The organism is Lentibacillus sp. JNUCC-1 (assembly GCF_009741735.1).
Taxonomy (GTDB): Bacteria; Bacillota; Bacilli; order Bacillales; family Amphibacillaceae; genus Lentibacillus_B.
In genome coordinates this window covers 70,532-93,648 of record NZ_WHOH01000003.1, presented here as the reverse complement: position 1 = coordinate 93,648, position 23,117 = coordinate 70,532, and the positions used below count along the sequence as shown (strand labels likewise).

Here is a 23,117-nt window from a genome sequence, read left to right as displayed (position 1 = left end):
TTGGATGTAAAAAGCCCGGACGATTAAAAGTCGTCCGGGCTTTTTAATATTCACTGCTTTCCCTGGACCATTGATAAGGCTATACGACCTCTTTCCTGATCCACATCTTCTATCCATACTGTGACGACATCGCCAACAGACGCTACATCCATAGGGTGCTTGACAAATTTATTTGCCATCTTGGAAATATGAACGAGTCCATCCTGTTTCACCCCGATGTCAACAAAAACACCAAAGTCAACGACATTACGGACGGTTCCCTGCATTTCCATCCCTTGCTCGAGATCTTCCATTGAAAGCACGTTTTGTTTCAAAAGCGGCTGTGGAAATTCATCCCGCGGATCTCTTTCTGGCCGGCTTAGGGCATCAATAATATCTGCGAGCGTCGGAATACCGATATCAAGTTGGGCCGCGGTTTCAGTCTGATTTAAAGTCTTTAATTGTTCCTGAAGCTTATCCGACCCGATGTCCTCAGCCTTGAACCCAAGCATTTCCAGTAAAGCTTCCGTTTGTTTGTAGGTTTCAGGGTGAATCGGTGTGCGGTCAAGCGGGTGATCCCCATCAATAATCCGCAAAAATCCGATACTTTGTTCATAAGTCTTGGCACCAAGGCGCGGAATATCCTTTAGCTCAGCACGGTTTGTGAACTTACCCAGTTCCTCACGCTTTTTTATCACGTTATTGGCGACCGTTTTGCTCAGTCCTGATACATACTGCAGCAATGACGGGGATGCTGTATTGACGTTCACCCCCACTTGGTTAACTGCTGTCTCGACTACAAATCCGAGAGAGGCGTTCAGTTTCTTCTGACTGACGTCATGTTGGTATTGTCCTACCCCGATTGATTTGGGATCAATTTTAACAAGTTCAGCGAGCGGGTCCTGAACCCTCCGTGCAATCGACACAGCGCTGCGTTCCTCAACCTGCAGATCAGGGAATTCTTCACGAGCGAGCGCAGAGGCTGAATAAACACTTGCCCCAGCTTCATTGACAATAATATAGGGGACATCAAGCTGATTGTTGGTGATTACATCTGAAATAAACTGCTCTGTTTCCCGCGAGGCTGTGCCGTTACCAATCGCTATAAGCTCAGCCCCGTATTTTTGAATAAGCTTCAGCACCTTTTTCTCAGAGCCTGCAACATCTTTTCGCGGTGCGGTCGGATACATCACATCGACTTCTTGGACTTTGCCGGTTTCATCAATGACCACAAGCTTACAGCCCGTTCTAAAGGCTGGGTCCACACCAAGCATGGTCCTGCCTTTCAACGGTGGCTGCAGAAGCAGGTTCTTGAGATTTTCTGAAAAGACCTCAATGGCCTGTTCTTCCGCGCCTTCGGAAAGCGTGTTACGGATCTCTCTCTCAATGGACGGCTGAATCAAACGTTTGTAACTGTCTGCAATCGCCTCTTCCAGCAATTCCCACGCCTCTCCATCTGAGTCTTTTTGGATTACTTTCTTGGTTAAATAAGCAATAATTCTCTCAGCAGGCGGCTCAATCGCTACTTTCAGCACTTCTTCCTTCTCGCCTCTGTTCAAAGCTAAAATCCGATGAGAGACAAGCGAGCGCACGGCTTCATGATAATCATAATACATCTGGAAAACTTTCTTCTCATCGAGTTCAGGTTTTTTAGCTTCCGAACGGATCTGACCGTGTTTAAAGGTCATGTCTCTAATCGATTCCCTGTATGCTGGTTCGTCTGAAATCCACTCTGCCAGAATATCGTTTACACCTGTGAGAACATCGTCAATCGTATGTAATTCGTCTTCCTCAGAGATAAACTTTTCAGCCTCGTACTGAATGTTGGCGATATCCTGAGCCCAGATTTTTTCAGCAAGAGGCTCCAGTCCTTTTTCCTTTGCCACCGTCGCGCGGGTGCGTCGTTTTTGTTTATAAGGCCGGTACAAATCCTCTACTCGTTGCAATTGAGTTGCTTGTACAATATCGGCTTTAAGTGTTTCAGTTAATTTGCCTTGCTCATCTATTAGACGGAGGACCTCTTCCTTCCGTTCTTCCAGATTCGTTCTGTATTGCCATTTGTCATGAATATCTTTGATCTGGACCTCGTCCAATGCTCCTGTTGCTTCTTTACGGTAACGGGCAATGAACGGCACCGTGTTGCCTTCTTTGATTAAGGATAAAACGATTTCTACAGTAGATTGCTTAATTTGTGTTTCTTTGGCAACCCATTTCATAATCGTTGTTTCGTCAAATGTCTTATCTACCAAGTCTGTTCCTCCTTTGTTTACCTGTTCATTCTACCAAACTTCATGCCATATGCTCAACATAAGGATAGAACCAATCTCCGTAAGAGGCGTTGGAGCTGGACGTGGCCTTTGGCAATGTTTATTAAATCGCGGATATTTTATAATTTCCTAAGCAATAAAAAAAGACCGGCGCTGCTGCCAGTCCTGGTTGTATGATTTCTATAGCTTTAACCATTATATTTGATAGCGATTAATGTAACATCGTCTCTGGGAGGGTCTGTTTTGTAGTTAGCAAAGCTTTCAGTGAGTGCATGAACATTTTTGTTCAGCATGAAGGGTTTGGAGAGGTCAGTATCTTCCACACCGTCGGAAAACACAACGAATATCAAGTCTGGTTCAAGCTTCCCTGTTTCCACTTTAAAAGGGCGTTCATAGCCGCCCAAATACCCGGAATTAGGAATGTTTCTCTTTTTCTTGCTCCTGCTTGTGATCGTTACAACACCTATATTGCCTATCGAAGAAAAACTGTAGGTCTTGTCATCAAAATTAATTTTCAATAAACCAAGTACCACACCGCGTTTACCCGTAAGCGCTTTATTACTCAGCTTAATAAGTTCTTTAACAGTGGCTTTTCTGTTATTTTCAACAACATCAATAACGACCTGTGATGAGTCTTTTGCATGCTCACCACTTCCCAATCCATCTGCAAGTACACAAATAAAACCTGTGTCTGTTTCTTCGTAAAAATAACTGTCACCACAGTAATAGTTGCCATTTTTAGGCTTTTGAAACACACTCACATCAGTTCGTGTCATACTACTCTAAAACCTCCGCACTCTCTGACTCAATGATTTCGCGCAGTTTTCGCAATGAACGTCGCTGCAACCTTGAAACATGCATCTGAGAAATTCCAAGCAATTCGCCCGTTTCTTTCTGGCTCATGTTCTCAAAATACGTGCATTTCAGGATTTGCTGCTCCCGCTCTGACAATGCGGGAAAAATACGTTCGAGAAGCATACGCTGATCAACCGTTTCAAAGCTTTTGTCATCGTTGCCGACAAGATCCAAGAGTGAAACTGTACTGCCATCAGAGTCTGCTTCAATTTTGCGATCTACAGATAGGGCCTTGTAGCTTTTACCCATCTCCATTGTTTCCAGCACGTCTTCTTCAGACACATCGAGATAATGCGCAATATCCTTAATACTAGGAGACTGCTGGTCTGCTATCGTCAGCTCGTCCACAGCCTTTTTGATTTTCGGACCAAGTTCTTTTATACGCCGGGGCACATGCACACTCCAGGTTTTATCACGGATAAAACGCTTGATTTCCCCAATGATTGTTGGAACGGCAAAAGATTCAAATGAACGTCCAACCTCAGGATCATACCGTCTGATCGCTCCCAGGAGACCGATCATCCCAACTTGAGTCAGATCTTCATGGATGCTGCTGTTCCGAGAATACTTTCTGGCAATGGATTCCACAAGATCTGAGTAGGCCATCACTATTTTTTCTTGTGTTTCCTGGTCCTCGGGATTTTCCCGCAGTTTTTCAATCCAATCATAGACGTTATCCCGATTTGCATTATCTTGTTGAGAGTTCGTTACCATCAAGCTCCACCCCGGTTTCTTGAAGGTATTTGGTCATTAGGACAATCACCCCGTACTCATTATTAATTTCCACTTTGTCCACAAGGGCATCAATAATGAATAGACCAAAGCCACCTTCGCGCAATGATTCAATAGATTCGTTTTGTTCATAAGGTCCGATTTTGCCTTTTACTTCGCTCAGGTTAAAACTGCCGCCATGGTCAGCCACCATCACTTCCAGACGATCCTCATAAACACCAAATCCGATTGTCACCTCGCCCTCATTCTCCTCATTATAGGCATGTGTAACAGCGTTAGTAATCGCTTCTGAAACCGCCACTTTCAAATCCTCAATATCTTCATAATTGAAGCCCATCCGGTTGGCGATCCCTGACATACTTAGACGTATGACACCGACGTATTCAGCTTTAGCCGGTATTTTCATCTCAATAAAGTCAAATGTTTCAGCCATAGTCAACTTCCTCCTCGAATAGATGCATTGATGTCAATGACCTTATCCAGTCCTGTGATATCAAATAGTCTGGTGACACTGTCTTGCAGGTTAATCAGCTTCAAATGGCTGTCATGCTCTTTTCCGGCCTTCAACGCACTGATAAACACAGACAGACCTGTGCTGTCCATGTAGCCAACATCTGCCATATCGACCACAACCATAGCATTGTCGTGTTTAACAAGGTCGAGCAGTGCTTCTTTTAATTGAGGCGCTGTATATACGTCTACTTCCCCCGAAAGAACTGCGACGGTTTTATCCGGTTCATTTAAAATATCTATTGTCAGATTCAAGATGATTCCTCCCCACTATGTTCAAGTCGTTTGTGTCATCTTTCACCATTAATTGTATGTAAGGTTAGACGGCACATTAATTCTATATACCCGACTAAATGAAAAGTTAAACCTCTCGCTTCATGATTAACAAAGTAAAATCATCTCGCAACTGGAAATCCTGCAACCGTTCAAAGTATTTATAGACACGATCAACAATTTCCTGTGCAGGAAGATGCATATACTCCCGAATGACATCCAAAATTTCTTCACGGCTGATAAACTCTTCCCCGCGACGGCATTCTGTCACACCATCGGTCAATAATATAATCATATCCCCTATGTTCACAGGCTGCTTATAGCTGGGGTATTCGCTGTCTGCCATCACACCAAGTACAAGTCCTGCTGTTTCTATTTCTGAAAAGTCATCTGTTTCCGCATTGTATATAAAACCTGGCTCGTGGCCTGCTGATGCATAATGCAGCATTTGCGTTGTTGGCAAATACTGTGCATAAAACATGGTAATGAACATTCCTGTATCCACATTTCTTTCTACAACCCGATTTAAGTATTTCAGGATCTTGGCAGGGATCATTTTTTCCTCTTCCAAAATATCCATGGAGTATTTAATCATGGACATGCATAAAGCAGCTGGCACCCCTTTACCGACGACATCTGCCATTGCTATGCCTAACGAACCGTCTTTTCCTTTAATAAAGTGATGATAATCCCCATTCATTTGGTGTGCCGGTACACTGATCACACCAATATCAAGTCCTTCAATATCCGGCTTTGCCGTGGCTAAAAGTGTATCCTGAACATTGGCCGCAACAGCGATTTCAGATTGCAATGCCAGTTGCTTCTCTCTTAAGGACTGAAATTCCTGATGGGCTAATCCGTAGTATATCATTGTTTCCAGCAGAAAATTCATGGAGCTCTGGATATCTTCTGATATATTGGGATACAACTTAGCTAAAGCTTGAATGTGGAGATTCACGATTTCCTCAGGCGGAATATTATTTTTGATGAATGACTTACTCATCTGCTCCGCTCCATAAAGGGATGTTTCGTCTTGTTGTTTGATGTATTTCTTTAATAGGTCTTTATAACTGTCTAAATCAAGTTTCGCGACATCCACCTTCGCAATCCCCCTCCCCAGCCTAATCTCTATACAAAAAGGGGATGCATTCCCCTTTTGGTATGGTGTTAATTCAGCGTTTCCACTTTATAACCATTATTTTTGTACCGACATTCTCCTCTGAAGAAATGTCAAATTCATCCATCAGCCTTTTTACACCGGGCAAACCTGCTCCAAGACCGCCGGATGTTGTATAACCATCTTCCATAGCTTTGCTTATGTCTTTAATCCCGGGACCTGAATCTGTCGCCGTCAACCGAAGCCCTGTATGGTTCATGTTTTGAGTGATATCGAAACAAATTTTACCTTCGTTTGCATATAAGTATATGTTTCTGGCAATTTCAGATACAGCAGTTGTAAACCTTGCCTGGTCAACTGCGCTGAATCCTACCTCTTTTGCAAGATCACGGCCAAGCTGGCGTGCTGCAACAATATCTATTTCTTGCCTAATGTTCACACAGGATTTATTCATAGGTTACCCCCCAATTCCTGGTGAAGCTTGACCAGCCCTTGTTCAATGTCCAAAGAGGTCGGAACATCTTGCATATGAATGCCAAGATCGATCAAGGTCATAGCTACAGCAGGCTGAATACCTGTCAGGACAACTTTCGCCCCCATTAAATCTGACATCGTTACAACGTCGCCTAATACTTTAGCAATAAATGAATCAATCATTTCCACTGATGTTAAGTCGATTACAATCCCTGATGCTCCTGTACTATGAATTTTCTGAAGCAGATCCTCTTGAAATTGCATAGCGGTTTGGTCATCTATTTCCACTTGAATTGACACAAGCAGATATTGATGTAACTTCAGAATAGGAATTTTCTTCATAAGATCACTCCTTGTATAATGAATCGATTATAGAATTGATTTGTGTATGATTCGATTCGCCATCAATAACTTCTCTTCCAGTTAGACTAAGTGCTGCACTGAAGCCCTTCTTAAGTGAGCTTTTCGTTGGAAACTTATCAAGATTAATACCAAGGTTAACGATCGTCTGGGCGATTTCCGGACGAATGCCAACCAATATACAGGTGGAACCAACAAGCCGAACAGCTTCTGCTGCTTGGATAATGTGGTGGGCAACCATTGTATCAACAACAGGGACACCGGTTATATCCATTAGGACAACTTCAGAGTTATGTCGAATCACACCGTCCAACAGATTTTCCATGATGAGTTTCGCTCTTTCAGTATCAATTGTGCCAACGAGTGGCATAATTGTAATGTTATCCATTACAGGGATGAGCGGTGCTGACAATTCCTGAAGTGCAACCCGCTGCAAAGATACAACATGTTCCCAGCTACCTGAATATTCATTAACAAGCTTTCTGATTAATGGTTCCGTCCACATATCAACACTTCTGATTAACTCAGAGATATACTGAGAATCAACTTGTTCTGCCCGAGATAGAATAAAGTCGATCGTCACACGCCGGAATACCTGCAGTCCATCAGTAATATAACTAAGCGGCCAACCCAGGTTGATCAGTTTTTCCGAAAAGTCATCCACAATATCAATTGAGCCTTTATGCTGGATGCTTGTGAAAATCACATTAACAAATTCACGGTTGGTACTATCAAACAATTCTTCTGAAATACTTGATGTGTAATTTCCGTCTTTTAGTGATGCAATCTCCTCTAACCAATTGTCAACAATTGTGTCACTATTTTCAAGTACTATTTTTTTGAATTTAGTGTCCATTTCGCCCCTCCAAATTTGACAGAGTTTTTTTCTATTGTGTCACGTAATGTAAATTTTTGCAACGAACATGCCATGGCATATTCTGGATTTACAAGGCAATATGCGCATCTAGTGCTATCGACATAAAAAAACCCTTGTTTCTCAAAACAAGAGTTTTCTATTGATCCTTATTATGATACATATCTTTTAGTCCAAGACTGATTTCCAATGCGTAGTCGATCTTATCCATCATTTCTTTGTCAAGCCTGGTTATACGGTCTGTCAGCCGCGTCTTGTCCAGTGTGCGGATTTGTTCGAGCAGTATGACTGAGTCCCGGTCAAACCCATAACGCTTTGCATCTATTTCCACATGTGTGGGCAGCTTGGCCTTTTGGATTTGTGCCGTTATGGCTGCGACAATGACGGTCGGGCTGAATCTGTTACCGATATTATTTTGCAGGATCAATACTGGCCGAATGCCACCCTGTTCTGATCCAACAACAGGGGATAAATCGGCGAAATACACTTCGCCTCGTTGAACGATCAAGAGGCTACACCCCGATCACGGAACGCTCTAAAGTATCTTCTGCTTCTTCCTCTGCCTGGAAAGCTTCAGAAGCAATGCTTAAATTAATGCGTGCCATTTCCTGGTAACCCTTCTGCATGGACGCTTGGAATTGCTGTACATGTTCATGTTTCTTGTGTTCGAGATAATTGCGTGTTGCCTGGCAAATGAAGTCGCTCAAATCATTGTTTTCATATTGTACCAATCCATTCACCTCATGTACCAGATTTTTAGGAAGTCTTACCATAATTTCTTGCAAGCTCTCCGACAAAACCATACACCTCCGCCAACTGTTGAACAATCTGTATGAATTCAACTTTTATCATACCATCGATTTCAGTGCTTTGCAAAGGGGTTTTGGGCATTTTTTTACATAAAACGCGGTTTTTCTGTTTTAATCAGAGGCCTACGTGGTATATATATTAGTCTGTGCCGTGTTTTATGCCTTATATGAATAACTTAAAAATCCACTCCATACAGCCGCGGCACGCGCTCTGAAATCATACATGCGACTTCATAATTAATCGTGTCGAGTTTTTCTGCAATGTCATCTGCTGTAACCTCATCTTCTCCCTGGCAGCCAATTAACGTGACCCGGGTGCCAATTGGATAGGATTGATCGAGTTTAATCATTGTCCGATCCATACAGATACGCCCGACCACGGGCATACGTTTTCCTTCAACAAGCACTTCTACACCTTGTAATTTCCTGATCCAGCCATCCGCATAACCGATAGGGATGGTCCCAACCCATTCGGTGCTGTTCGCATGATAAGTGGCCCCATAGCTGATGGTCGCGCCTTTATAGACTTCTTTCACATGAGTCAGCCGGCTGTGCAGGGATAGAGCAGGCTTAAGATCGATCGGGTGCTCTTTTTTTGTTACAGCGGACGGATAAAGGCCATACATGGCGATGCCGAACCGGATATAGTCGTACATATGGTCAGGAAATCTACTTGCGGCCGCGCTGTTTCCGGTGTGGTAATTTACGCGGTCCGGCCACATGAATTCAAACATGGATTTAAGTGTTTGAAAACGTTCCTGCTGTTCATTGAACAGAGTCAGATCAGCCTCGTCTGCTGTTGCAAAATGCGTATAAATTCCCGTCAAAGAGACTTTTGGACTTTGGCGCAACACTTCAACGATTGCGTCAAGCTCATCTGCTGAACGAATACCGACTCGCCCCATCCCTGTATCCCATTTCATATGAACCTGCAGCGGCTTATCCAATTCCTGTTTATTGACCGCTTCAAGCCACTCTTTTTGGAAAAAGGTCAGTGTTACTTGTTCCTGTGCAGCTATGTGAACATCTTCCGGTGAAACCCAGCCAAACACGAGAATCGGTGCGTTAATGCCTGCCTTACGCAGAGAAAGCGCCTCTTCCAAAAGGGCAACGGCAAGCCATTCAGCGCCTGATGCTAAAGCTTTCCGGCCGACTTCAACAGCACCATGGCCGTAACCATCTGCTTTGACAACCGCCATGATACCGGTCTTAGCGGGGATTCTTTTCCTGATCTGGTTAATATTATAACCAATCGCTTCCAAATTTATGTTTGCCCATGTCGGACGGTACAAAGCTTTCATCTCAACTCCCCCCAGTATATCTGATTGTCTTCTTATTATTTCCCGTCGAGAACCTCCTGTCAACTGAATAACAAACAGAACAAAAGCGGAAACGCCTTGGTCACCCCCGAAAAGCATAAGCAAGAACGTGTAGTGGCGGGTTTTGCCACGAAACGTTATTGCTTATGACTCGAGGGGGTAGGCGTTGGAGCTGGACGAACAAAAGCGGAAACGCCTTGGTCACCCCCGAAAAGCATAAGCGACGAAAAAGCAGACCCCCTCTCTATAGGAGTGTCTGCTTTCATATGAATCATTTATTTCACTTCTTTGCCCTGGACCGATTTGGCAACTTCAATAAGTTCTTCTTTAGTCAGTTCCTCACTGGTCAGGTAGAAATCAACGCCGTCTTTGGTCCATTCAATAACTCCATCAGCAAGCGCTCCAATTGAATGACCAATATTTACAATGTCGCCCTTGACTTCTTTTGGAGCAGCTGAAGCTTCCATGCTTTTTCTTTTCTCTTCAATCAATGTGAAGTGCTTCTCCCCGCCAAACGTCATAATGACACGCTTGCCGTCATCAAGGTTGATCTCTTTCTTCTCCATCAGCTCAGAACCTGCCATAAACAGCGGAAACATAACTGTGAATGTATCCAGTTCTTGGTCAGCTGATGTTGCGACATCTTTGTCTTTATCCTCTGTTTCCATATTTTCTTCCAGAACAAAGTCTTTGTCTGAGAACTCCGGATCCATTTCAAACTTGGAAAACTTAACTTCTACCAAAGCTTTTTGATCTTTATCCAGCACTTTTACCAGAACAGGTGTGTATGTTTTCTTGTCAAAATAGATCTCCTGGTATGGCAGGTTGTTGTTGCTTTGATAGTTTGTTTTAGTTTTAAAAGTGAAGTGCTGTTCTGTTTCATGAAACTCAGCTTCTTCATCTTTCAATATATCATTGACAAGTGATTGATACAGGTAAGGCTGGCTGCTGTTTTCCGGCCAGTCGCTTTGGAATTTGAAGCTTTTCTCAAGCTCGGGTGTAAGGACAAATACGCCATCGTCATTTTTCAGGATGATCTGACTGCCGTGTTCGTCCTGATCATTGTTAAGCTGAACACGGTAATAGGCATCTTTCTTGTGCAGAACATCGATATCAAAGTTCTGTTCTTCCTGCCCGGTATTCATAAGCATGTCTGCTTTCACCTTATAACCGTTCATGGATTCAAGCTTTTTTTCAAGTTTACCGACGACATCCTCCTGGGATTTGCCGCCACAAGCTGCAAGAACGATCATCATAACGGCAAGTACCGCTACAAAAAGACCTTTGTTTTTACTCATGGACATATCTCCCTTGTCTCTCATTATGAGTCATATTCGGACAAAGGGATCATTGTTTATTGCGGGTTGACAGCTAAGAACGAAATGTGCGATAGACTGCGGGAATTCCAGTGATGACATCTGAAGCCATTAAATCATACATTGAATGACGTTGTTCCACTTGAATATCCGCAGACATGCCGTGCACGAAGCATGCATTGCACAATGCCTGGAAAATGCTTTGATCCTGCATCACCATTGCCAGCGTGATACCTGTTAACACATCTCCGGTGCCGCCTTTTGCCAGACCAGGATTGCCTGTCAGATCTACAGCTTGCTCGCCATAAGGAGTGGTAATGATCGTGACTTTCCCTTTTAAAACGACATATATGTCATAGATTTCAGCAAGCTGCCGTGCATAATAAAATGGTTGAGCCAAAAGGGTTTTTACGTCAATATCCATCAGTCTCGCCATTTCTCCCGGATGTGGTGTGATAATGGTTGGCTCGGTACGCTGTTTAGCAGCTTTAAGACAGGTTTTTAAGTGATAAATGCCATCCGCATCAATAATCAAAGGGCATCGCGCTTTTTCTAACACCATCTGAAGAAAGGCGCCTGTCTGCTCACGTCTTCCAAGCCCAACCCCTATGGCTACCGCGTCAAAGCCCGCCAACTTCAAATCATGATTCGGAACGATCTCACCATGATCGTGAGGCAAGGCCATGTAAGTCGCTTCTGGACAGTGGCTGGCCACATGATGGATGACGCGTTCCGTCGAAGCTACTGTCAAAAGGCCGGCACCCGTTTTAAGAGCTGCTTTTCCTGCGAGCACTGCAGAGCCTGGCATCAGGTCGCTCCCCCCAATGAGCAGGCCTTTGCCATGGCTGCCTTTATGAGCGTCACTTATGCGGTGTGGCATGGTCCGTTTAAAAACGCCTTCATCCATAACAAACCGCTGCTCCTTTTGTGGAAAAGCTTTGGCAGGATGTCCAATATGAACGAGCACCCACGCCCCGTAATAGGGCGCTGTCCTTTGAAGAAAGGCGCTTTCTTTAACGGCACCGACGATGACTGTCATATCTGCTCTCACCGCAGTAAAGTCGCCAGCTCCCTCATCCGCCGGTAAGCCTGAAGGAATGTCAATTGCACAAACGAAGGCTTTGCTGTGATTAACTTCCTCGACAACCTCCGCAAGCGGTGATCGCAGACGGCCTTTAATGCCTAAACCTGTCATGCCATCAACAATCACTGTGGCTCTGGACAGTTCCTTCTTTATGCTGTCCCCTTCAATGCATGCCACTTCCCCATCGCACCTCTGGAATATTTCCTTTTGTCCGGCGGTTGTATAGGACAGTTTCTCATCCGGAACCACTTGTAAAACCGTTACATCATAATCAAGATTATGAAGTGTCCGGGCAACAACAAAACCGTCTCCACCATTATGGCCGCCGCCAGCAAGTACAACTATTCTGCTTTCCAGTGTGATTTTTGCTGTAAGTTTGTCACTGATGGCTCTGCCGGCATTCTCCATCAACATTGATCCGAGTCCGATGTCATGCATTGTGTAATGATCCATATCGTACATTTCTTTCGCGGTCACAATAAACAATGGGGTCCCTCCTACCCGCACTAAAATATATGAGACAACCTTGAGCAATATGCAGACAACCCTGACATGTCCTTAAGTTAAACTGGCTGTTCGATCACCACAAATGCCTGAGCATAAGCCTTTGCATGGCTGATCGAGACGAAAATGTTCACAGTGCCCATTTTCTTAACTGTCATGACAGGCGCACCTATTTCATTGTTTAGGATCTCAATATCTTTAAAACTATAATGTTCTCCAATGCCTTTTCCTGCTGCCTTAGCAAACGCTTCTTTAGCAGCAAAACGCCCGCCAAGATATTCAGCTTTGCGGGTTTGATTTGGCAGGGCATGATAGATATCACGTTCCTGTTCCGTCAATACTCGTTCTGCAAGGCGTTCGCCCTTATCCATCTGTTTTATAATCCGATTTAATTCAATCAAATCCGTGCCTATGCCTTTAATCATAAAATTTCGCATCCCTTTCGATAATGTGGTGGTCGAGGGCTCTGTATTGCATGTCATCTGATCTTTTTAGTATGATTATTTTACTATTGGAATACACTGGTCATGAATCTCTATTCCTATCATACCCGCCGATACCGGGTGTGTAAAACACCGCATGACGATGGGAGGCGGAATTATGTTTATTCGAAATGAAAGAAGCATCAAGGAGTTCGTTCAGCTTTACCCGATTGTGTCGATCCTTGTTGCCATTCACATTGTTCTTTATGTAATGATCGATATTTTACAGTTGCCCTTTGCATATGACCTGTTGAACTGGGGCATCGGTTTTAACCCCGCTGTGAGCGCAGGTGAGTACTGGCGTCTGATCACCCCAATCTTCTTTCACGCAGGGCTTATGCATATGCTGTTCAACTCGTTTTCACTTGTCTTATTCGGTCCGGCATTGGAACAGATGCTGGGTAGATTCAAATTCAGTCTTGCCTATCTCCTGATGGGCATCGCCGGCAACGTTGGCACCTATATCATGAATCCCGACTCTCCAACAGCACACCTTGGCGCATCTGGCGCTATCTATGGCATATTCGGGATCTATATCTATATGATTGCCATGCGGAAGGATCTCATCGATCAGGGAAGCACCCAGATCATCATGGTCATCTTTATTATCGGAATGGTCATGACGTTTCTGAGACCTAACATTAACATTTCCGCTCACGTCTTCGGATTTGTCGGCGGTCTCGCGCTTGCGCCTCTGATTCTAATTGGTGTTCAAGCGTGGTCACCATGGCGCACGCAGCGCACGCGCCGTTCTGATAAAGAAGGAATCCAGTTTGATCCAAACCGCTGGAAGAAGAAGGCCAAGCGCAAGAAAAGAATCACAACTTTTTTATGGATTGCTTTAGGCGCGCTTGTTTTAATCGGACTCCTGAGTCGGATTAATATATTATAATGGAATTTCCTTAGAACAAAAGCGGAAACGCCTTGGTCACCCACGAATATCATAAGCAAGAACGTGTAGTGGCGGTCTTTGCCACTACACGTTCTTGCTTATGACTCGAGGGGTAGGCGTTGGAGCTGACGCGGCGCTTAGCAATGTTTATTAGCAGCTCGGATATTTTATAATATGCTAAGCAAAGATAAAACCACTGAAAGTCATGCTTTTTCAGTGGTTTTATTGATGCCTCTGCGATAGGAAAACCATTCTGCCAAATGGTCAACAGAATTGGTATCCAGGCTTCTGATGGTATAGTGCGTTCCTGTACCAGCCATACCGATGATGGATACTTCCATCGTGGATAACTTTTGAAACTTTTGGATGAAATCTTGTTTCTTTTCAAAGGCCTGAAGCCGCCTGTGATGGATCACAACTTGTGTTAACCCGAATCGGCGCCAGCGAAGATGGATCCACTCCTCCCCTGCTAACACCCCAGCGTCACGGTGCTGCATCCAGCCCAAAGTCGCCGCCGCAACCGCAAGCAAGCCCGGGAGCCAAACAAATGAAGGGGCAAAAATCAATGTCAGAATAAGTGTGATAAAGAAAGGCCAAAGTGCAGTGAGCATGTAAAACTTACGCGCACGAGCTGGAGCTGGATTAAGATGCTCAGAAGGCACGACTGTTTCCGGAAGAAGTGTTTCCAGAAACCCATTCACTTCACCTTTTCTCATAATCGGAAACAGCACAGTGGAAAAGTCACTGTTTTCTTCCAAAGAGCCCCTGCAATTTCTGCATACAGTGTCCCAAATCCGAATGGTTGACGAAGCACGCTCTGCCTGAAACCAATTGCTTGAATGCGTTTAAGCGGGACCGTAATTTGTTTCTTCTCAAGCAAACCTCTTTGTATGAAGAGTTCATCCCCCTGTCTTGTAATGGTAAAATGCCCGTATTTAATCATCGTACCGGCAATACCTAGCATCCAGAGTAACAGGGCTCCGATCACGCCAAAGATCCCCAGGATGATCAAGCTTTGATCAACAACCCATGCCCATGCATCGTCATATACATGCGCTGGAATCACTTGCTCCAGCTGCGTAAACAACACCCCGGCAAGCGCTGCCAGCACACCTAAACTCCCGGAAGTACTCCCGGCAATAAACAGGCGTTCAAATGTAATCTGCTTTTTGACAATTTCGTTTGGTGTATTCAGCATCTCGTCCTCAGCATTTTCATCATGTCCCACTGCATATTTAAGCTGTTCACGAAGCCAAACACCTTCCTCATATGCAACAGCTTTCAGAGAGGCTTCCGTATCACTGCCACTTCCTGCAGTTTCTATCTCGACTCGCACAAGCCCTGTCAAGCGATGAATTACACTTTGCGTTAAATCTATGGCTTGAATACGGTTTTTGGAAATATACCGCTTCTTCCGGATGAAAATCCCTTGTTCGATCCGAAGTTCATCGCCTTCCACTGCATAAGTATACCTCAGCCATTTCAAAAAACTGACAAGCAAAATAAGCATCAGCATGACACCAGACGCAATACCAAGTATTAAAAGTTCTCCCTCTTTAAGGGCTAAAGCTACGATACCTACTGCCCCAAAAATCCATTCCTTCAATGTTTTGATCATATTAAAGATAACCGCCACTGGATGCAGTCGTTTTGGTTCAGACATCGTCTTCATCCACCCTCGCCAGTGCCGAGATTCGGTCACGTAAATTAGATGCGTCCTCATCATCCAATGCTGGAATTTCATGAGTTGTGGCTGCTGTAGAAATTGTTATGCTGGCGAGTTGATACCTTTTTAATATTGGGCCTTGTTTTGTATCGACATGTTGCACCCGAATCATTGGGATCAGGGTGCGGGTGACAATCAAAATACCGTGTTGGATATAAATCTCCTGGTCAAACACCTCATAACGCCATCTGCGCCATCTGAGAGAAGGTATTTTAAGGACAAACAAATATGTAAGCAAGACCCCAAAGGCTAGTCCGCCCCAAAGTGCCCACTTGGAATAATCAAACATAAATACAAAGATGCCGTTAGCGATAATCAGTGCCCACACAATCAATATATATAAAGATGCAGTTATCCTCCAGGCTTTAATGGCATCAGTGGAAATGGTTTGTTTTGGTGGTAATCTCATGAAGCCGTGCCTCCTTGTTCCGAGATTTATACATATCTTTGTCTACGTTTGAACTAAATGAAAGTTTCGATTAAGCGCTTCCATCTTAGAACATAACAAAAGCTCCTCAATATATAAGGAGCTTTTCATGTGATACCAGAAACTAATCAGTCACGGTTTCGGCGTTTTTGGAAATTCCCTTTGCGGTTGCGACTACCGCCATAATTGCGTTTGTTATCACGTTTGCCATAAAAACGCTTATTGTTGTTATTGCGACGTTGGTTATTTTTCCCGCTGCCGTGGTGTGCTTTTTTTACACTGACTGGTGCAATGGAAGTCAGCTTGACCGGCACATCCCGGCGTTCTTTCGTCAGCATTTTAAGAGCCGCTGCAATGACAGTGATGGAATCATGATCCCGCAGCAGTTCATTCGCTGTTTCATGATAGCCCTCTAACTCACCTTTTTCAATCATGTCCAGCACTTTGTCAGCCGTGATTTGCTGCTGACCACGCTTTGCTTCCTGATTGGTAGGGGCATTCATGCGTTTCATCTTACTCTTTGTGACTTTTTCGATCAGACGCAGATGCGGAATTTCACGCGGGGTTACAAACGAAATGGCTTCCCCTGTACGTCCTGCCCGTCCTGTACGTCCAATGCGGTGTACATAACTCTCCGGGTCCTGCGGAATATCAAAGTTATACACATGAGTCACACCGGAAATATCCAAGCCGCGTGCTGCAACGTCTGTCGCAACGAGCACGTCTACCCGGTTGTTTTTAAACTTGTTCAACACACTTGTCCGGCTGCGCTGCGTCAAATCACCGTGGATGCCTTCAGCTCGAAAGCCTCTTGCTTGCAAGCCTTCCGCAATCTCATCAACCCGTTTTTTCGTGCGGCTAAACACAATAGCCAGATCGGGATCATTAACATCCAAGTGATTGGAAAGTGTATCAAATTTGAATCGTTCCGGAATCTCCACGAAATATTGATCGATATTCTCAACCGTCATTTCTTTGGATTTTACCTTGATTTCTTCCGGGCTGTTCATCATATTGGTGGCAATATCGCGAATTTCTTTTGGCATGGTTGCCGAGAAAAGCAATGTCTGACGTTGTTCAGGCACATTCTTCAAAATATCACGAATGTCATCAATAAAGCCCATGTTTAGCATTTCATCTGCTTCATCCAGTACAATATATTGCACATCGCTTGTACGAATGGTTTTTCGGCGCATATGGTCGAGTAAGCGGCCAGGTGTAGCCACAACAATATGTTGTCCGTCCTTAAGCGCTCGGATTTGTCTGCCCATGTGTGATCCGCCATAAATTGGCAGCGAACGCACACCTTTGATGCGTCCCAGTCTGTTCAGTTCTTCGGCGACCTGTATGGCCAGTTCACGTGTCGGTGCGACGACCAGACCTTGAATATTGCGGTCTTTTGGATTGATGTGTTCAATCATCGGAATACCGAACGCGGCTGTTTTACCGGTTCCTGTCTGTGCTTGTCCTATTACATCCTTGCCTTGCATGGCATGTGGAATGGTCTCGGATTGAATCGGTGTTGCTTCTTCAAACCCCATCTTCTCCAATGCCTTCATAATAGGCGTGGATATATTTAATTCATTAAAAGTTGTCACCGTACTTGTCTACTCCTTTTTTTAACTAGAATTGTCGCTGGTCATATCTATGATACACCCTGAAACCGTCACTTCATCATAACACAAACCAAGGTGATTTATCCACTTGTTAATTTATATGATTTTTTGAGCGCACATGGTAAAATACATTCATGACTTATTTACCGACTAATTGAAGGGGGTTTTACGATGCGGCTTCCTCCGTTTAACCCATATGCAGCAATTGTAATAGGTGTCATATCGGTGTCGCTATCCGCTGTTCTTGTAAAACTGGCTGACCAAGCACCGGCATCTATCATAGCGAATTACCGATTGTTATTGGCAGTCATCATTATGCTGCCATATATTCTTTTGAAACGCACTCATGAGTTCAGGCTAATCCATAAAAAAGATTGGCTGCTTTCTATTCTTGCCGGTGTTTTCTTGGCGTTTCATTTTATTGTTTGGTTTGAATCATTGAATTATACGTCCGTTGCAAGTTCTGTTGTGCTCGTCACATTGCAGCCGATCTTTGCCTTTCTTGGTACGTTTTTATTTTTTAAAGAACGTTTTTCCGCAGGGGCTGTTTTCAGTATGCTGATTGCGATTCTGGGCAGCTTTATTATCAGCTGGGGCGACTTTCAGATCAGCGGCATGGCACTGTTTGGCGATATGCTGGCACTTGGCGGAGCAGTGCTCATCACCGGATACTTCCTGATGGGGCAGCAAGTCAGGAAACGTCTGTCTTTAATGACGTATACATTCGTGGTCTACGGCATAAGCTCTATCACACTCATTATTTACAACATCGTCCTTGGTGAAGCTTTTACAGGTTATCCGCTTGACCACTGGGCCATTTTTCTGGCATTGGCAATTGTACCAACGTTTTTTGGTCACACACTGTTTAATTGGGCCTTAAAATGGCTTAGCACTTCCACCATCTCAATGGCAATCGTATTTGAGCCTGTGGGAGCGAGCATTCTGGCATACCTCATATTGGGAGAGGTTATAACAGGGGCACAGCTTCTTGGTGGTTCCATCGTCATATTTGGGCTGTTCTTGTTTATTCTGGCGACAACCCGGAAGCGCAAAGTAACTTTGTCGAAAAAAGAACAGTTGTAAAAAAGCAATGTCCCATAGGCTTATTTCCTGTTATACTTAAACAAACGTTAGAAACGGGTGAGTATATGACCATTCAACTGATGACAGATGGTGGGGCAGATCTGCCTCAGCAGCTTGAAAAAAAGTTAAACGTCACTGTCGTACCGCTTTATCTGCATTTCTCAAATGAACAATACCGGACAGGCATTGATATGACAACAGCGGAGTTTCACAATAAAATGAGAACAGCAGATGAATTGCCACTATCCTCTGCCCCAGTCCAAACGATTTTTACGAAGCCTATAAACAAATTGATCCAAACAAAGCCATTCTGATGCTCAGTCTCACTAAAGGGCTTTCCAGCACTTATGATAATGCCGTAAGTGGAAAGGACATGCTCCTTGAAGAGGAACCCGACCGGCAAATCGCTGTGATCAATTCCAAAACAGCTTCATGCGGGCTTGCACTTCTATTACACGAAGCAAACCGCAAGATGGAAGAAGGGATATTATTTGATGACCTTGTCACTCACTTATATGAACGGATCGAACAAACCAAAACCTTATTTGTCCTGAAGACACTGGAAAACCTGGTCCGGGGCGGTCGCCTCGATAAAGTGAAAGGCAAGATCGCCAAAACGCTCAATATCAAATTGCTCATGAAAGCAACAGAGGATGACGGCACGATCGAAGTGACCGAAAAGGTCCGCGGAGATAAACGCTCCATTCGTCGCTTTGTTGACCAGATCGGGGACCACACAAAGCAATTTGAAAACAAAATCATCTCTATGACTCACACAAACGACGAAGCAAAAGGCAAACAGGTACTTGCCGATATCATGGCAACGTACCCATTCAAAGAAGGCCTGCTGACAGAGACCGGCCCTCTGATCTCCACTTACGCAGGAGAAGGTGCCCTCGTTATCTCTTTCTTTGGGGACAAACGATAAACAGATAAAAAAACGATATGAGCGTGTCTCATATCGTTTTTATGTGTTCAAAAAGTCCAATACGATTTTATTTAGCGATTCACCGTCGCTCCCGAGGCATAACAGATGGCGGGATTTTTCGAAGAGAACGATTTCTTTTTGTTCTGAAGCAATCTCCTTGTCGAGATGCAGGGCAGTCTTGTAGGGGACCATATTGTCTTGCTGTCCCTGTGCGATCAATACCGGAGCTTTGATCTGATGAACGTATGAGCGGGTATGCCGGATAAGCTTTAAAAACTCAATATTCGCTTTAACCGGAACAGATCTTAATTTCTTGCTGTAGTGCGCATAAATCTGATTCTCACGCAATCTTCCTCGAATACCGTCATAAACAACATTCCCAATGTCCCGGGTGATCTGTTTAAAGGACAGAAATCTCCTGGATGGTGCAAGGAGGACAAGTTTTTTGACAGGATACTTTGCTGCCAGATAACCTGCAATCATCCCCCCATTGAAAAGCCAATCACATACACGTCGTCATGCTGTTTTAGCAATTGTTTCAGTGTATCCTCAGAAGCTTGAATCCATTTTTTATGAGACATGTCTTCTATCGCAATCGTTTCCCCATGCCCCGGCAGAGTTGGCATTCTAATATCCCAATTCAAAGACTGGCGCAAATACGTCGCCAATGGTTCCACTTCAAAAGGGCCGCCTGTATATCCGTGGATAATCAAACAACCAGCCATTATTGTCGCTCCATTCTTATTCGTAGAGCATTTGGGAGAATCCCAAATGCTTATTCTTAGTATGACTCAAAGCGGTCACACATAGTGGTGTTATATTGTGGAATATATTGCTTCGCGGATGTGTAACAAATTCGTTGATAAGATAGTATACGCTTGAAGTTCATTCATGTGCGTATATTTGATCTAGACGCCTATTTTTCGTTTAAGCTTGCTAAGCTGCGGACCTAATATCGGTTCATTTCCAACAAACGTTGCAGGAGTCCCAAATATGCCCTGTTCCTGCAGTTCACTCATAATTTCCTGATCCTTTGAAACGTTTTTTGCTTTATAATCAACATTCCATCTCTCCAGCTGGTTAATGACTGTTTCACTTGAGCTGCAATTGTTGCTTACATATACAACGATGTCTTTATGATTCATGGTGTTACCCCCTTATATGCCTAACGCACAGTTAAATTATTTCACCATTCTATTCCCGTTTTGTTACAGGTTAAACACAAATATGTAAATTAGATTACATTTTAAAGAAAAAACCTCTCCGGAGCATGACGGAGAGGTTGATCCATAAGATTATGTTGCTACAACCTTGGTATATCTACTGTGCAGCAGCCAGCCAAACAGCATAAAACTCAATGATAAAATCGGCAAGTAGCCTGTTGCGCCAACGCATATCAGGCCAAGTGCCATCACAAATTCCTCACCCCTGTGGTCGGTCCGGTGCTTTGCCACAATCGAGATGGCTTTCTTAAGTGTGATTTCAAAAGACAGTACAAATACAGTGCCATACAGGAGCAGTGTCACCGGTAACCATAACGACCCATAAAGCATGGCATACAGACTGATTGGCAAGACAAACGGAATACTCAGATATAGCATCCATTCCAAAAATGCCTTTTTATAATACTTAACAGGCCAAGGTAATATTTGTACAATATCATGGTGAAACCGGTCTATGAAAAGTGCTCTTGCAGATTGCGTATACATATATATCGCCAACGCTGCTCCGATATGAAAATAGACTTTTCCCAAATATAATGTAAAAAACATTAAAACAAGCAACGCACCGATTAATTGCAGAAGAAGCTGATAATTTTTTCCGAGGTATAACAGCCAAATGCGCCTGCAGATACTGAGCCCCTTATAATCCAAAGGCCGTTTCAACAACTTTACTTTATCGAATATATTGTACAACCTATTCTGTTTCATTTTCACACCACTTGCCCGGTCAACAATCATCATACTCCAGATTGCGAAGTCACTTGATTCAGTTACCCTCTTCCAATCGATGTTCTTAAAAAGGCGTTCTGTCCAGAGAATATTAAGACCTAAGATGACTCCTAAAAGAAGAACCCCTGTTACAGCCGGATGGGTTAAGACGCCGACCCCGTTCACTATAATAAGTAAAACAACTGTCCCGATTTTCCAGACAATATGCATTTGGAACAGCTTCCATTGCGGAATCGTCATGATGACGTTATAAAACATCAGCAAGCCTGCATAACTAAAAACCAGCTGAAAAGATAATCCGGTCAGATAAATAATGGCGACAGCAGTGACACCCAGTATGACGAGTTGCCTGCCCCATTGTAACAGTGCGCTCATTAGCCAAATGCTTTTGCGTTTATAAGGCAGTAAAGACAGCTGGAATTCTGAACTTGAAAACGTGACCCCCGGTTTGGTGAATGCCTGGTTCACATAACGAATAGGCAAAATCGTGAGGATGAACCAGAATCGCTCCCTCCCTATTTCCTCAACAACCGTAAACCATTCAGCTACAGAGTCCAGTACATCACTTAGAATGAAAATGCTCGCAAATGCATATGCTGCCAAAATCAGCAAATAGACAGCGGTTGTTTTATCAACCATAACACCAAAAGCCATTTTACGAATACGACGTTTTTTGGCCCTGCGTTTCCGACGGATAAAAAAGTAGGTACGCAGGAGAGATGCATGATTCATATTTCAGTCCGCCTTTGAATAATATCAAACGCGCTGATCGGCCCTTCTTCTTGAACTTGTCCTTCCTGGAGCATCAAATAGGAATCAGCGATGTCCTTAACCCGTTCAAGCTGGTGGGTGGACAGAATAACGCTTGTACCGTTTGATACTTTCTCACGAATCAGATCAACCAAATATTCCATTGCATAGACGTCAAGTCCCATAAAAGGCTCATCTATAATCAGAATGGAGGTGTCAGGCAAGAGGGCACAAATGGTCTGGACTTTCTGACGCATGCCCTTAGATAATGCATCCGGATATTCATTTAGTTTATCCTTGAGCTCGAATCCGCTTATATAAGGATCCACACGCGCGTTAAGCTCCTTTTCAGCCAAACCGTAACTTTGTCCGTAGAGTTGAAAGTGCTGCATGACAGTCAACTCAGTTAAAAGCAATGGTTCTTCAGGTATGTATGACAGACATTGTTTATATTCCAGCAGGTGAGCGTCTTGATCAAACGTTTCATTAACAACGATTGATCCGGTGGTTTTCTCGAGGACCCCCATAATTGTTTTGATTAATGTGGACTTGCCAGCGCCATTGTGACCAACCAGGCCAAGCACCGTACCTTTTTTGAGCGTAAACGACACATTTTCAATTAAACGCGCTTCCTTAACATGCATACTGACATTAACGGCCTCAAGAGCTTTCACAGCCACGCCCCCTTTCTCAATCCGCTTCCTTTATAACATACGTTCAATACTGGGGTTTGGTTTCAAATACAAACAACGTGCCCGAATAAATCGGACACGTTTGCGCAGGTCCCG

General features: G+C 43.9%; 26 protein-coding genes and 1 pseudogene. 3 read left to right on the top strand and 24 right to left on the bottom strand.

What is annotated here, in order from left to right; all coding sequences use genetic code 11:
- Positions 1-50 precede the first annotated feature (50 nt).
- The 15 genes from JNUCC1_RS10845 to acpS all read right to left on the bottom strand — a co-directional run bounded on the left by JNUCC1_RS10845 (position 51) and on the right by acpS (position 12,898).
- On the bottom strand, positions 51-2,195 hold the full coding sequence (locus JNUCC1_RS10845; protein ID WP_156647083.1) for a Tex family protein: 2,145 nt from the start codon (positions 2,193-2,195) through the stop codon (positions 51-53).
- A gap of 239 nt (positions 2,196-2,434) precedes the next feature.
- Positions 2,435-3,022: a SpoIIE family protein phosphatase gene (locus tag JNUCC1_RS10840; protein ID WP_156645557.1), complete on the bottom strand. Its 588-nt coding sequence runs from the start codon at positions 3,020-3,022 to the stop codon at positions 2,435-2,437.
- Between the two features lies 1 nt (position 3,023).
- The gene (sigB, locus tag JNUCC1_RS10835) at positions 3,024-3,815 is read right to left on the bottom strand and encodes an RNA polymerase sigma factor SigB (RefSeq protein WP_156645556.1); all 792 of its coding nucleotides are present in this window, start codon (positions 3,813-3,815) and stop codon (positions 3,024-3,026) included.
- Positions 3,790-4,266: an anti-sigma B factor RsbW gene (gene rsbW / locus JNUCC1_RS10830; protein WP_156645555.1), complete on the bottom strand. Its 477-nt coding sequence runs from the start codon at positions 4,264-4,266 to the stop codon at positions 3,790-3,792. The genes sigB and rsbW overlap by 26 nt, the downstream gene beginning before the upstream one ends.
- Before the next feature lie 2 nt (positions 4,267-4,268).
- A complete protein-coding gene (locus JNUCC1_RS10825) occupies positions 4,269-4,598 on the bottom strand; it encodes an STAS domain-containing protein (protein WP_156645554.1) in 330 nt (109 codons plus the stop codon).
- Between the two features lie 106 nt (positions 4,599-4,704).
- Entirely contained in the window at positions 4,705-5,715 is a 1,011-nt protein-coding gene (locus JNUCC1_RS10820; RefSeq protein ID WP_331713752.1) for a PP2C family protein-serine/threonine phosphatase, read from the bottom strand.
- A gap of 73 nt (positions 5,716-5,788) precedes the next feature.
- Positions 5,789-6,187, bottom strand: a complete 399-nt coding sequence (locus tag JNUCC1_RS10815; RefSeq protein WP_156645552.1) for an anti-sigma regulatory factor — start codon at positions 6,185-6,187, stop codon at positions 5,789-5,791.
- Positions 6,184-6,549 (bottom strand): STAS domain-containing protein, encoded by a 366-nt coding sequence (locus JNUCC1_RS10810; protein ID WP_156645551.1) that lies wholly within the window; start codon positions 6,547-6,549, stop codon positions 6,184-6,186. The genes JNUCC1_RS10815 and JNUCC1_RS10810 overlap by 4 nt, the downstream gene beginning before the upstream one ends.
- A gap of 4 nt (positions 6,550-6,553) precedes the next feature.
- Positions 6,554-7,423 carry an RsbT co-antagonist protein RsbRA gene (locus JNUCC1_RS10805; protein ID WP_156645550.1) on the bottom strand — a complete coding sequence of 290 codons (870 nt, stop codon included), beginning with the start codon at positions 7,421-7,423 and terminating at the stop codon, positions 6,554-6,556.
- Positions 7,424-7,580: 157 nt separating this feature from the next.
- Positions 7,581-7,949: a type II toxin-antitoxin system PemK/MazF family toxin gene (locus tag JNUCC1_RS10800; RefSeq protein WP_156645549.1), complete on the bottom strand. Its 369-nt coding sequence runs from the start codon at positions 7,947-7,949 to the stop codon at positions 7,581-7,583.
- 4 nt (positions 7,950-7,953) lie between these two features.
- Entirely contained in the window at positions 7,954-8,238 is a 285-nt protein-coding gene (locus tag JNUCC1_RS10795) for a CopG family ribbon-helix-helix protein (protein ID WP_156645548.1), read from the bottom strand.
- 188 nt (positions 8,239-8,426) lie between these two features.
- Positions 8,427-9,551 carry an alanine racemase gene (gene alr, locus JNUCC1_RS10790; protein ID WP_156645547.1) on the bottom strand — a complete coding sequence of 375 codons (1,125 nt, stop codon included), beginning with the start codon at positions 9,549-9,551 and terminating at the stop codon, positions 8,427-8,429.
- A 293-nt stretch (positions 9,552-9,844) separates the two neighbouring features.
- Positions 9,845-10,867 (bottom strand): LolA family protein, encoded by a 1,023-nt coding sequence (locus JNUCC1_RS10785; protein WP_156645546.1) that lies wholly within the window; start codon positions 10,865-10,867, stop codon positions 9,845-9,847.
- Between the two features lie 73 nt (positions 10,868-10,940).
- Positions 10,941-12,446 (bottom strand): NAD(P)H-hydrate dehydratase, encoded by a 1,506-nt coding sequence (locus JNUCC1_RS10780; protein WP_331713882.1) that lies wholly within the window; start codon positions 12,444-12,446, stop codon positions 10,941-10,943.
- An 86-nt stretch (positions 12,447-12,532) separates the two neighbouring features.
- Positions 12,533-12,898 carry a holo-ACP synthase gene (gene acpS, locus JNUCC1_RS10775; RefSeq protein WP_156645544.1) on the bottom strand — a complete coding sequence of 122 codons (366 nt, stop codon included), beginning with the start codon at positions 12,896-12,898 and terminating at the stop codon, positions 12,533-12,535.
- 175 nt (positions 12,899-13,073) lie between these two features.
- Here acpS and JNUCC1_RS10770 point away from each other — a divergent pair, with 175 nt between their 5' ends.
- Positions 13,074-13,847: a rhomboid family intramembrane serine protease gene (locus JNUCC1_RS10770; RefSeq protein ID WP_156645543.1), complete on the top strand. Its 774-nt coding sequence runs from the start codon at positions 13,074-13,076 to the stop codon at positions 13,845-13,847.
- 203 nt (positions 13,848-14,050) lie between these two features.
- On the opposite strand, the gene JNUCC1_RS10765 is transcribed toward JNUCC1_RS10770, so the two are convergent.
- The 4 genes from JNUCC1_RS10765 to JNUCC1_RS10750 all read right to left on the bottom strand — a co-directional run bounded on the left by JNUCC1_RS10765 (position 14,051) and on the right by JNUCC1_RS10750 (position 17,598).
- A complete protein-coding gene (locus JNUCC1_RS10765; protein WP_197431714.1) occupies positions 14,051-14,563 on the bottom strand; it encodes a hypothetical protein in 513 nt (170 codons plus the stop codon).
- Positions 14,560-15,510 carry a PH domain-containing protein gene (locus JNUCC1_RS10760; RefSeq protein WP_197431713.1) on the bottom strand — a complete coding sequence of 317 codons (951 nt, stop codon included), beginning with the start codon at positions 15,508-15,510 and terminating at the stop codon, positions 14,560-14,562. Before JNUCC1_RS10760 ends, JNUCC1_RS10765 begins: the two co-directional genes overlap by 4 nt.
- Positions 15,503-15,982, bottom strand: coding sequence for a PH domain-containing protein (locus JNUCC1_RS10755; RefSeq protein ID WP_156645540.1), 480 nt, complete (start codon positions 15,980-15,982; stop codon positions 15,503-15,505). The genes JNUCC1_RS10760 and JNUCC1_RS10755 overlap by 8 nt, the downstream gene beginning before the upstream one ends.
- 146 nt (positions 15,983-16,128) lie before the next feature.
- Positions 16,129-17,598 (bottom strand): DEAD/DEAH box helicase, encoded by a 1,470-nt coding sequence (locus JNUCC1_RS10750; protein ID WP_331713751.1) that lies wholly within the window; start codon positions 17,596-17,598, stop codon positions 16,129-16,131.
- 189 nt (positions 17,599-17,787) lie between these two features.
- On the opposite strand from JNUCC1_RS10750, the gene JNUCC1_RS10745 reads away from it, so the two are divergent.
- Entirely contained in the window at positions 17,788-18,699 is a 912-nt protein-coding gene (locus tag JNUCC1_RS10745; protein WP_156645539.1) for a DMT family transporter, read from the top strand.
- Between the two features lie 65 nt (positions 18,700-18,764).
- A pseudogene (locus tag JNUCC1_RS10740) lies at positions 18,765-19,627 on the top strand (DegV family protein).
- 39 nt (positions 19,628-19,666) lie between these two features.
- Here the strand turns inward: JNUCC1_RS10740 and JNUCC1_RS19255 are convergent.
- The 5 genes from JNUCC1_RS19255 to JNUCC1_RS10720 all read right to left on the bottom strand — a co-directional run bounded on the left by JNUCC1_RS19255 (position 19,667) and on the right by JNUCC1_RS10720 (position 23,003).
- Positions 19,667-20,110 (bottom strand): alpha/beta hydrolase, encoded by a 444-nt coding sequence (locus JNUCC1_RS19255; RefSeq protein WP_331713749.1) that lies wholly within the window; start codon positions 20,108-20,110, stop codon positions 19,667-19,669.
- On the bottom strand, positions 20,107-20,352 hold the full coding sequence (locus JNUCC1_RS19250; RefSeq protein ID WP_331713748.1) for an alpha/beta hydrolase: 246 nt from the start codon (positions 20,350-20,352) through the stop codon (positions 20,107-20,109). Before JNUCC1_RS19250 ends, JNUCC1_RS19255 begins: the two co-directional genes overlap by 4 nt.
- A gap of 183 nt (positions 20,353-20,535) precedes the next feature.
- Complete coding sequence (locus JNUCC1_RS10730; protein ID WP_156645538.1) at positions 20,536-20,772, bottom strand: glutaredoxin family protein; 237 nt, start codon at positions 20,770-20,772, stop codon at positions 20,536-20,538.
- A gap of 150 nt (positions 20,773-20,922) precedes the next feature.
- Positions 20,923-22,311, bottom strand: a complete 1,389-nt coding sequence (locus JNUCC1_RS10725; RefSeq protein ID WP_156645537.1) for a hypothetical protein — start codon at positions 22,309-22,311, stop codon at positions 20,923-20,925.
- The gene (locus tag JNUCC1_RS10720; RefSeq protein ID WP_331713747.1) at positions 22,308-23,003 is read right to left on the bottom strand and encodes an ABC transporter ATP-binding protein; all 696 of its coding nucleotides are present in this window, start codon (positions 23,001-23,003) and stop codon (positions 22,308-22,310) included. Before JNUCC1_RS10720 ends, JNUCC1_RS10725 begins: the two co-directional genes overlap by 4 nt.
- Between the last annotated feature and the right edge of the window lie 114 nt (positions 23,004-23,117).

What these genes read in the sequence shown, in the direction of transcription:
- JNUCC1_RS10845 (WP_156647083.1), bottom strand. Translation starts at nt 2,195, where the DNA reads ATGAAATGGGTTGCCAAAGAAACACAAATTAAGCAATCTACTGTAGAA.
- JNUCC1_RS10840 (WP_156645557.1), bottom strand. Translation starts at nt 3,022, where the DNA reads ATGACACGAACTGATGTGAGTGTGTTTCAAAAGCCTAAAAATGGCAAC.
- sigB (WP_156645556.1), bottom strand. Translation starts at nt 3,815, where the DNA reads ATGGTAACGAACTCTCAACAAGATAATGCAAATCGGGATAACGTCTAT.
- rsbW (WP_156645555.1), bottom strand. Translation starts at nt 4,266, where the DNA reads ATGGCTGAAACATTTGACTTTATTGAGATGAAAATACCGGCTAAAGCT.
- JNUCC1_RS10815 (WP_156645552.1), bottom strand. Translation starts at nt 6,187, where the DNA reads ATGAATAAATCCTGTGTGAACATTAGGCAAGAAATAGATATTGTTGCA.
- JNUCC1_RS10810 (WP_156645551.1), bottom strand. Translation starts at nt 6,549, where the DNA reads ATGAAGAAAATTCCTATTCTGAAGTTACATCAATATCTGCTTGTGTCA.
- JNUCC1_RS10805 (WP_156645550.1), bottom strand. Translation starts at nt 7,423, where the DNA reads ATGGACACTAAATTCAAAAAAATAGTACTTGAAAATAGTGACACAATT.
- alr (WP_156645547.1), bottom strand. Translation starts at nt 9,551, where the DNA reads ATGAAAGCTTTGTACCGTCCGACATGGGCAAACATAAATTTGGAAGCG.
- JNUCC1_RS10785 (WP_156645546.1), bottom strand. Translation starts at nt 10,867, where the DNA reads ATGAGTAAAAACAAAGGTCTTTTTGTAGCGGTACTTGCCGTTATGATG.
- acpS (WP_156645544.1), bottom strand. Translation starts at nt 12,898, where the DNA reads ATGATTAAAGGCATAGGCACGGATTTGATTGAATTAAATCGGATTATA.
- JNUCC1_RS10770 (WP_156645543.1), top strand. Translation starts at nt 13,074, where the DNA reads ATGTTTATTCGAAATGAAAGAAGCATCAAGGAGTTCGTTCAGCTTTAC.
- JNUCC1_RS10765 (WP_197431714.1), bottom strand. Translation starts at nt 14,563, where the DNA reads ATGAGAAAAGGTGAAGTGAATGGGTTTCTGGAAACACTTCTTCCGGAA.
- JNUCC1_RS10760 (WP_197431713.1), bottom strand. Translation starts at nt 15,510, where the DNA reads ATGTCTGAACCAAAACGACTGCATCCAGTGGCGGTTATCTTTAATATG.
- JNUCC1_RS10755 (WP_156645540.1), bottom strand. Translation starts at nt 15,982, where the DNA reads ATGAGATTACCACCAAAACAAACCATTTCCACTGATGCCATTAAAGCC.
- JNUCC1_RS10745 (WP_156645539.1), top strand. Translation starts at nt 17,788, where the DNA reads ATGCGGCTTCCTCCGTTTAACCCATATGCAGCAATTGTAATAGGTGTC.
- JNUCC1_RS19255 (WP_331713749.1), bottom strand. Translation starts at nt 20,110, where the DNA reads ATGATTGCAGGTTATCTGGCAGCAAAGTATCCTGTCAAAAAACTTGTC.
- JNUCC1_RS19250 (WP_331713748.1), bottom strand. Translation starts at nt 20,352, where the DNA reads ATGGCTGGTTGTTTGATTATCCACGGATATACAGGCGGCCCTTTTGAA.
- JNUCC1_RS10730 (WP_156645538.1), bottom strand. Translation starts at nt 20,772, where the DNA reads ATGAATCATAAAGACATCGTTGTATATGTAAGCAACAATTGCAGCTCA.
- JNUCC1_RS10725 (WP_156645537.1), bottom strand. Translation starts at nt 22,311, where the DNA reads ATGAATCATGCATCTCTCCTGCGTACCTACTTTTTTATCCGTCGGAAA.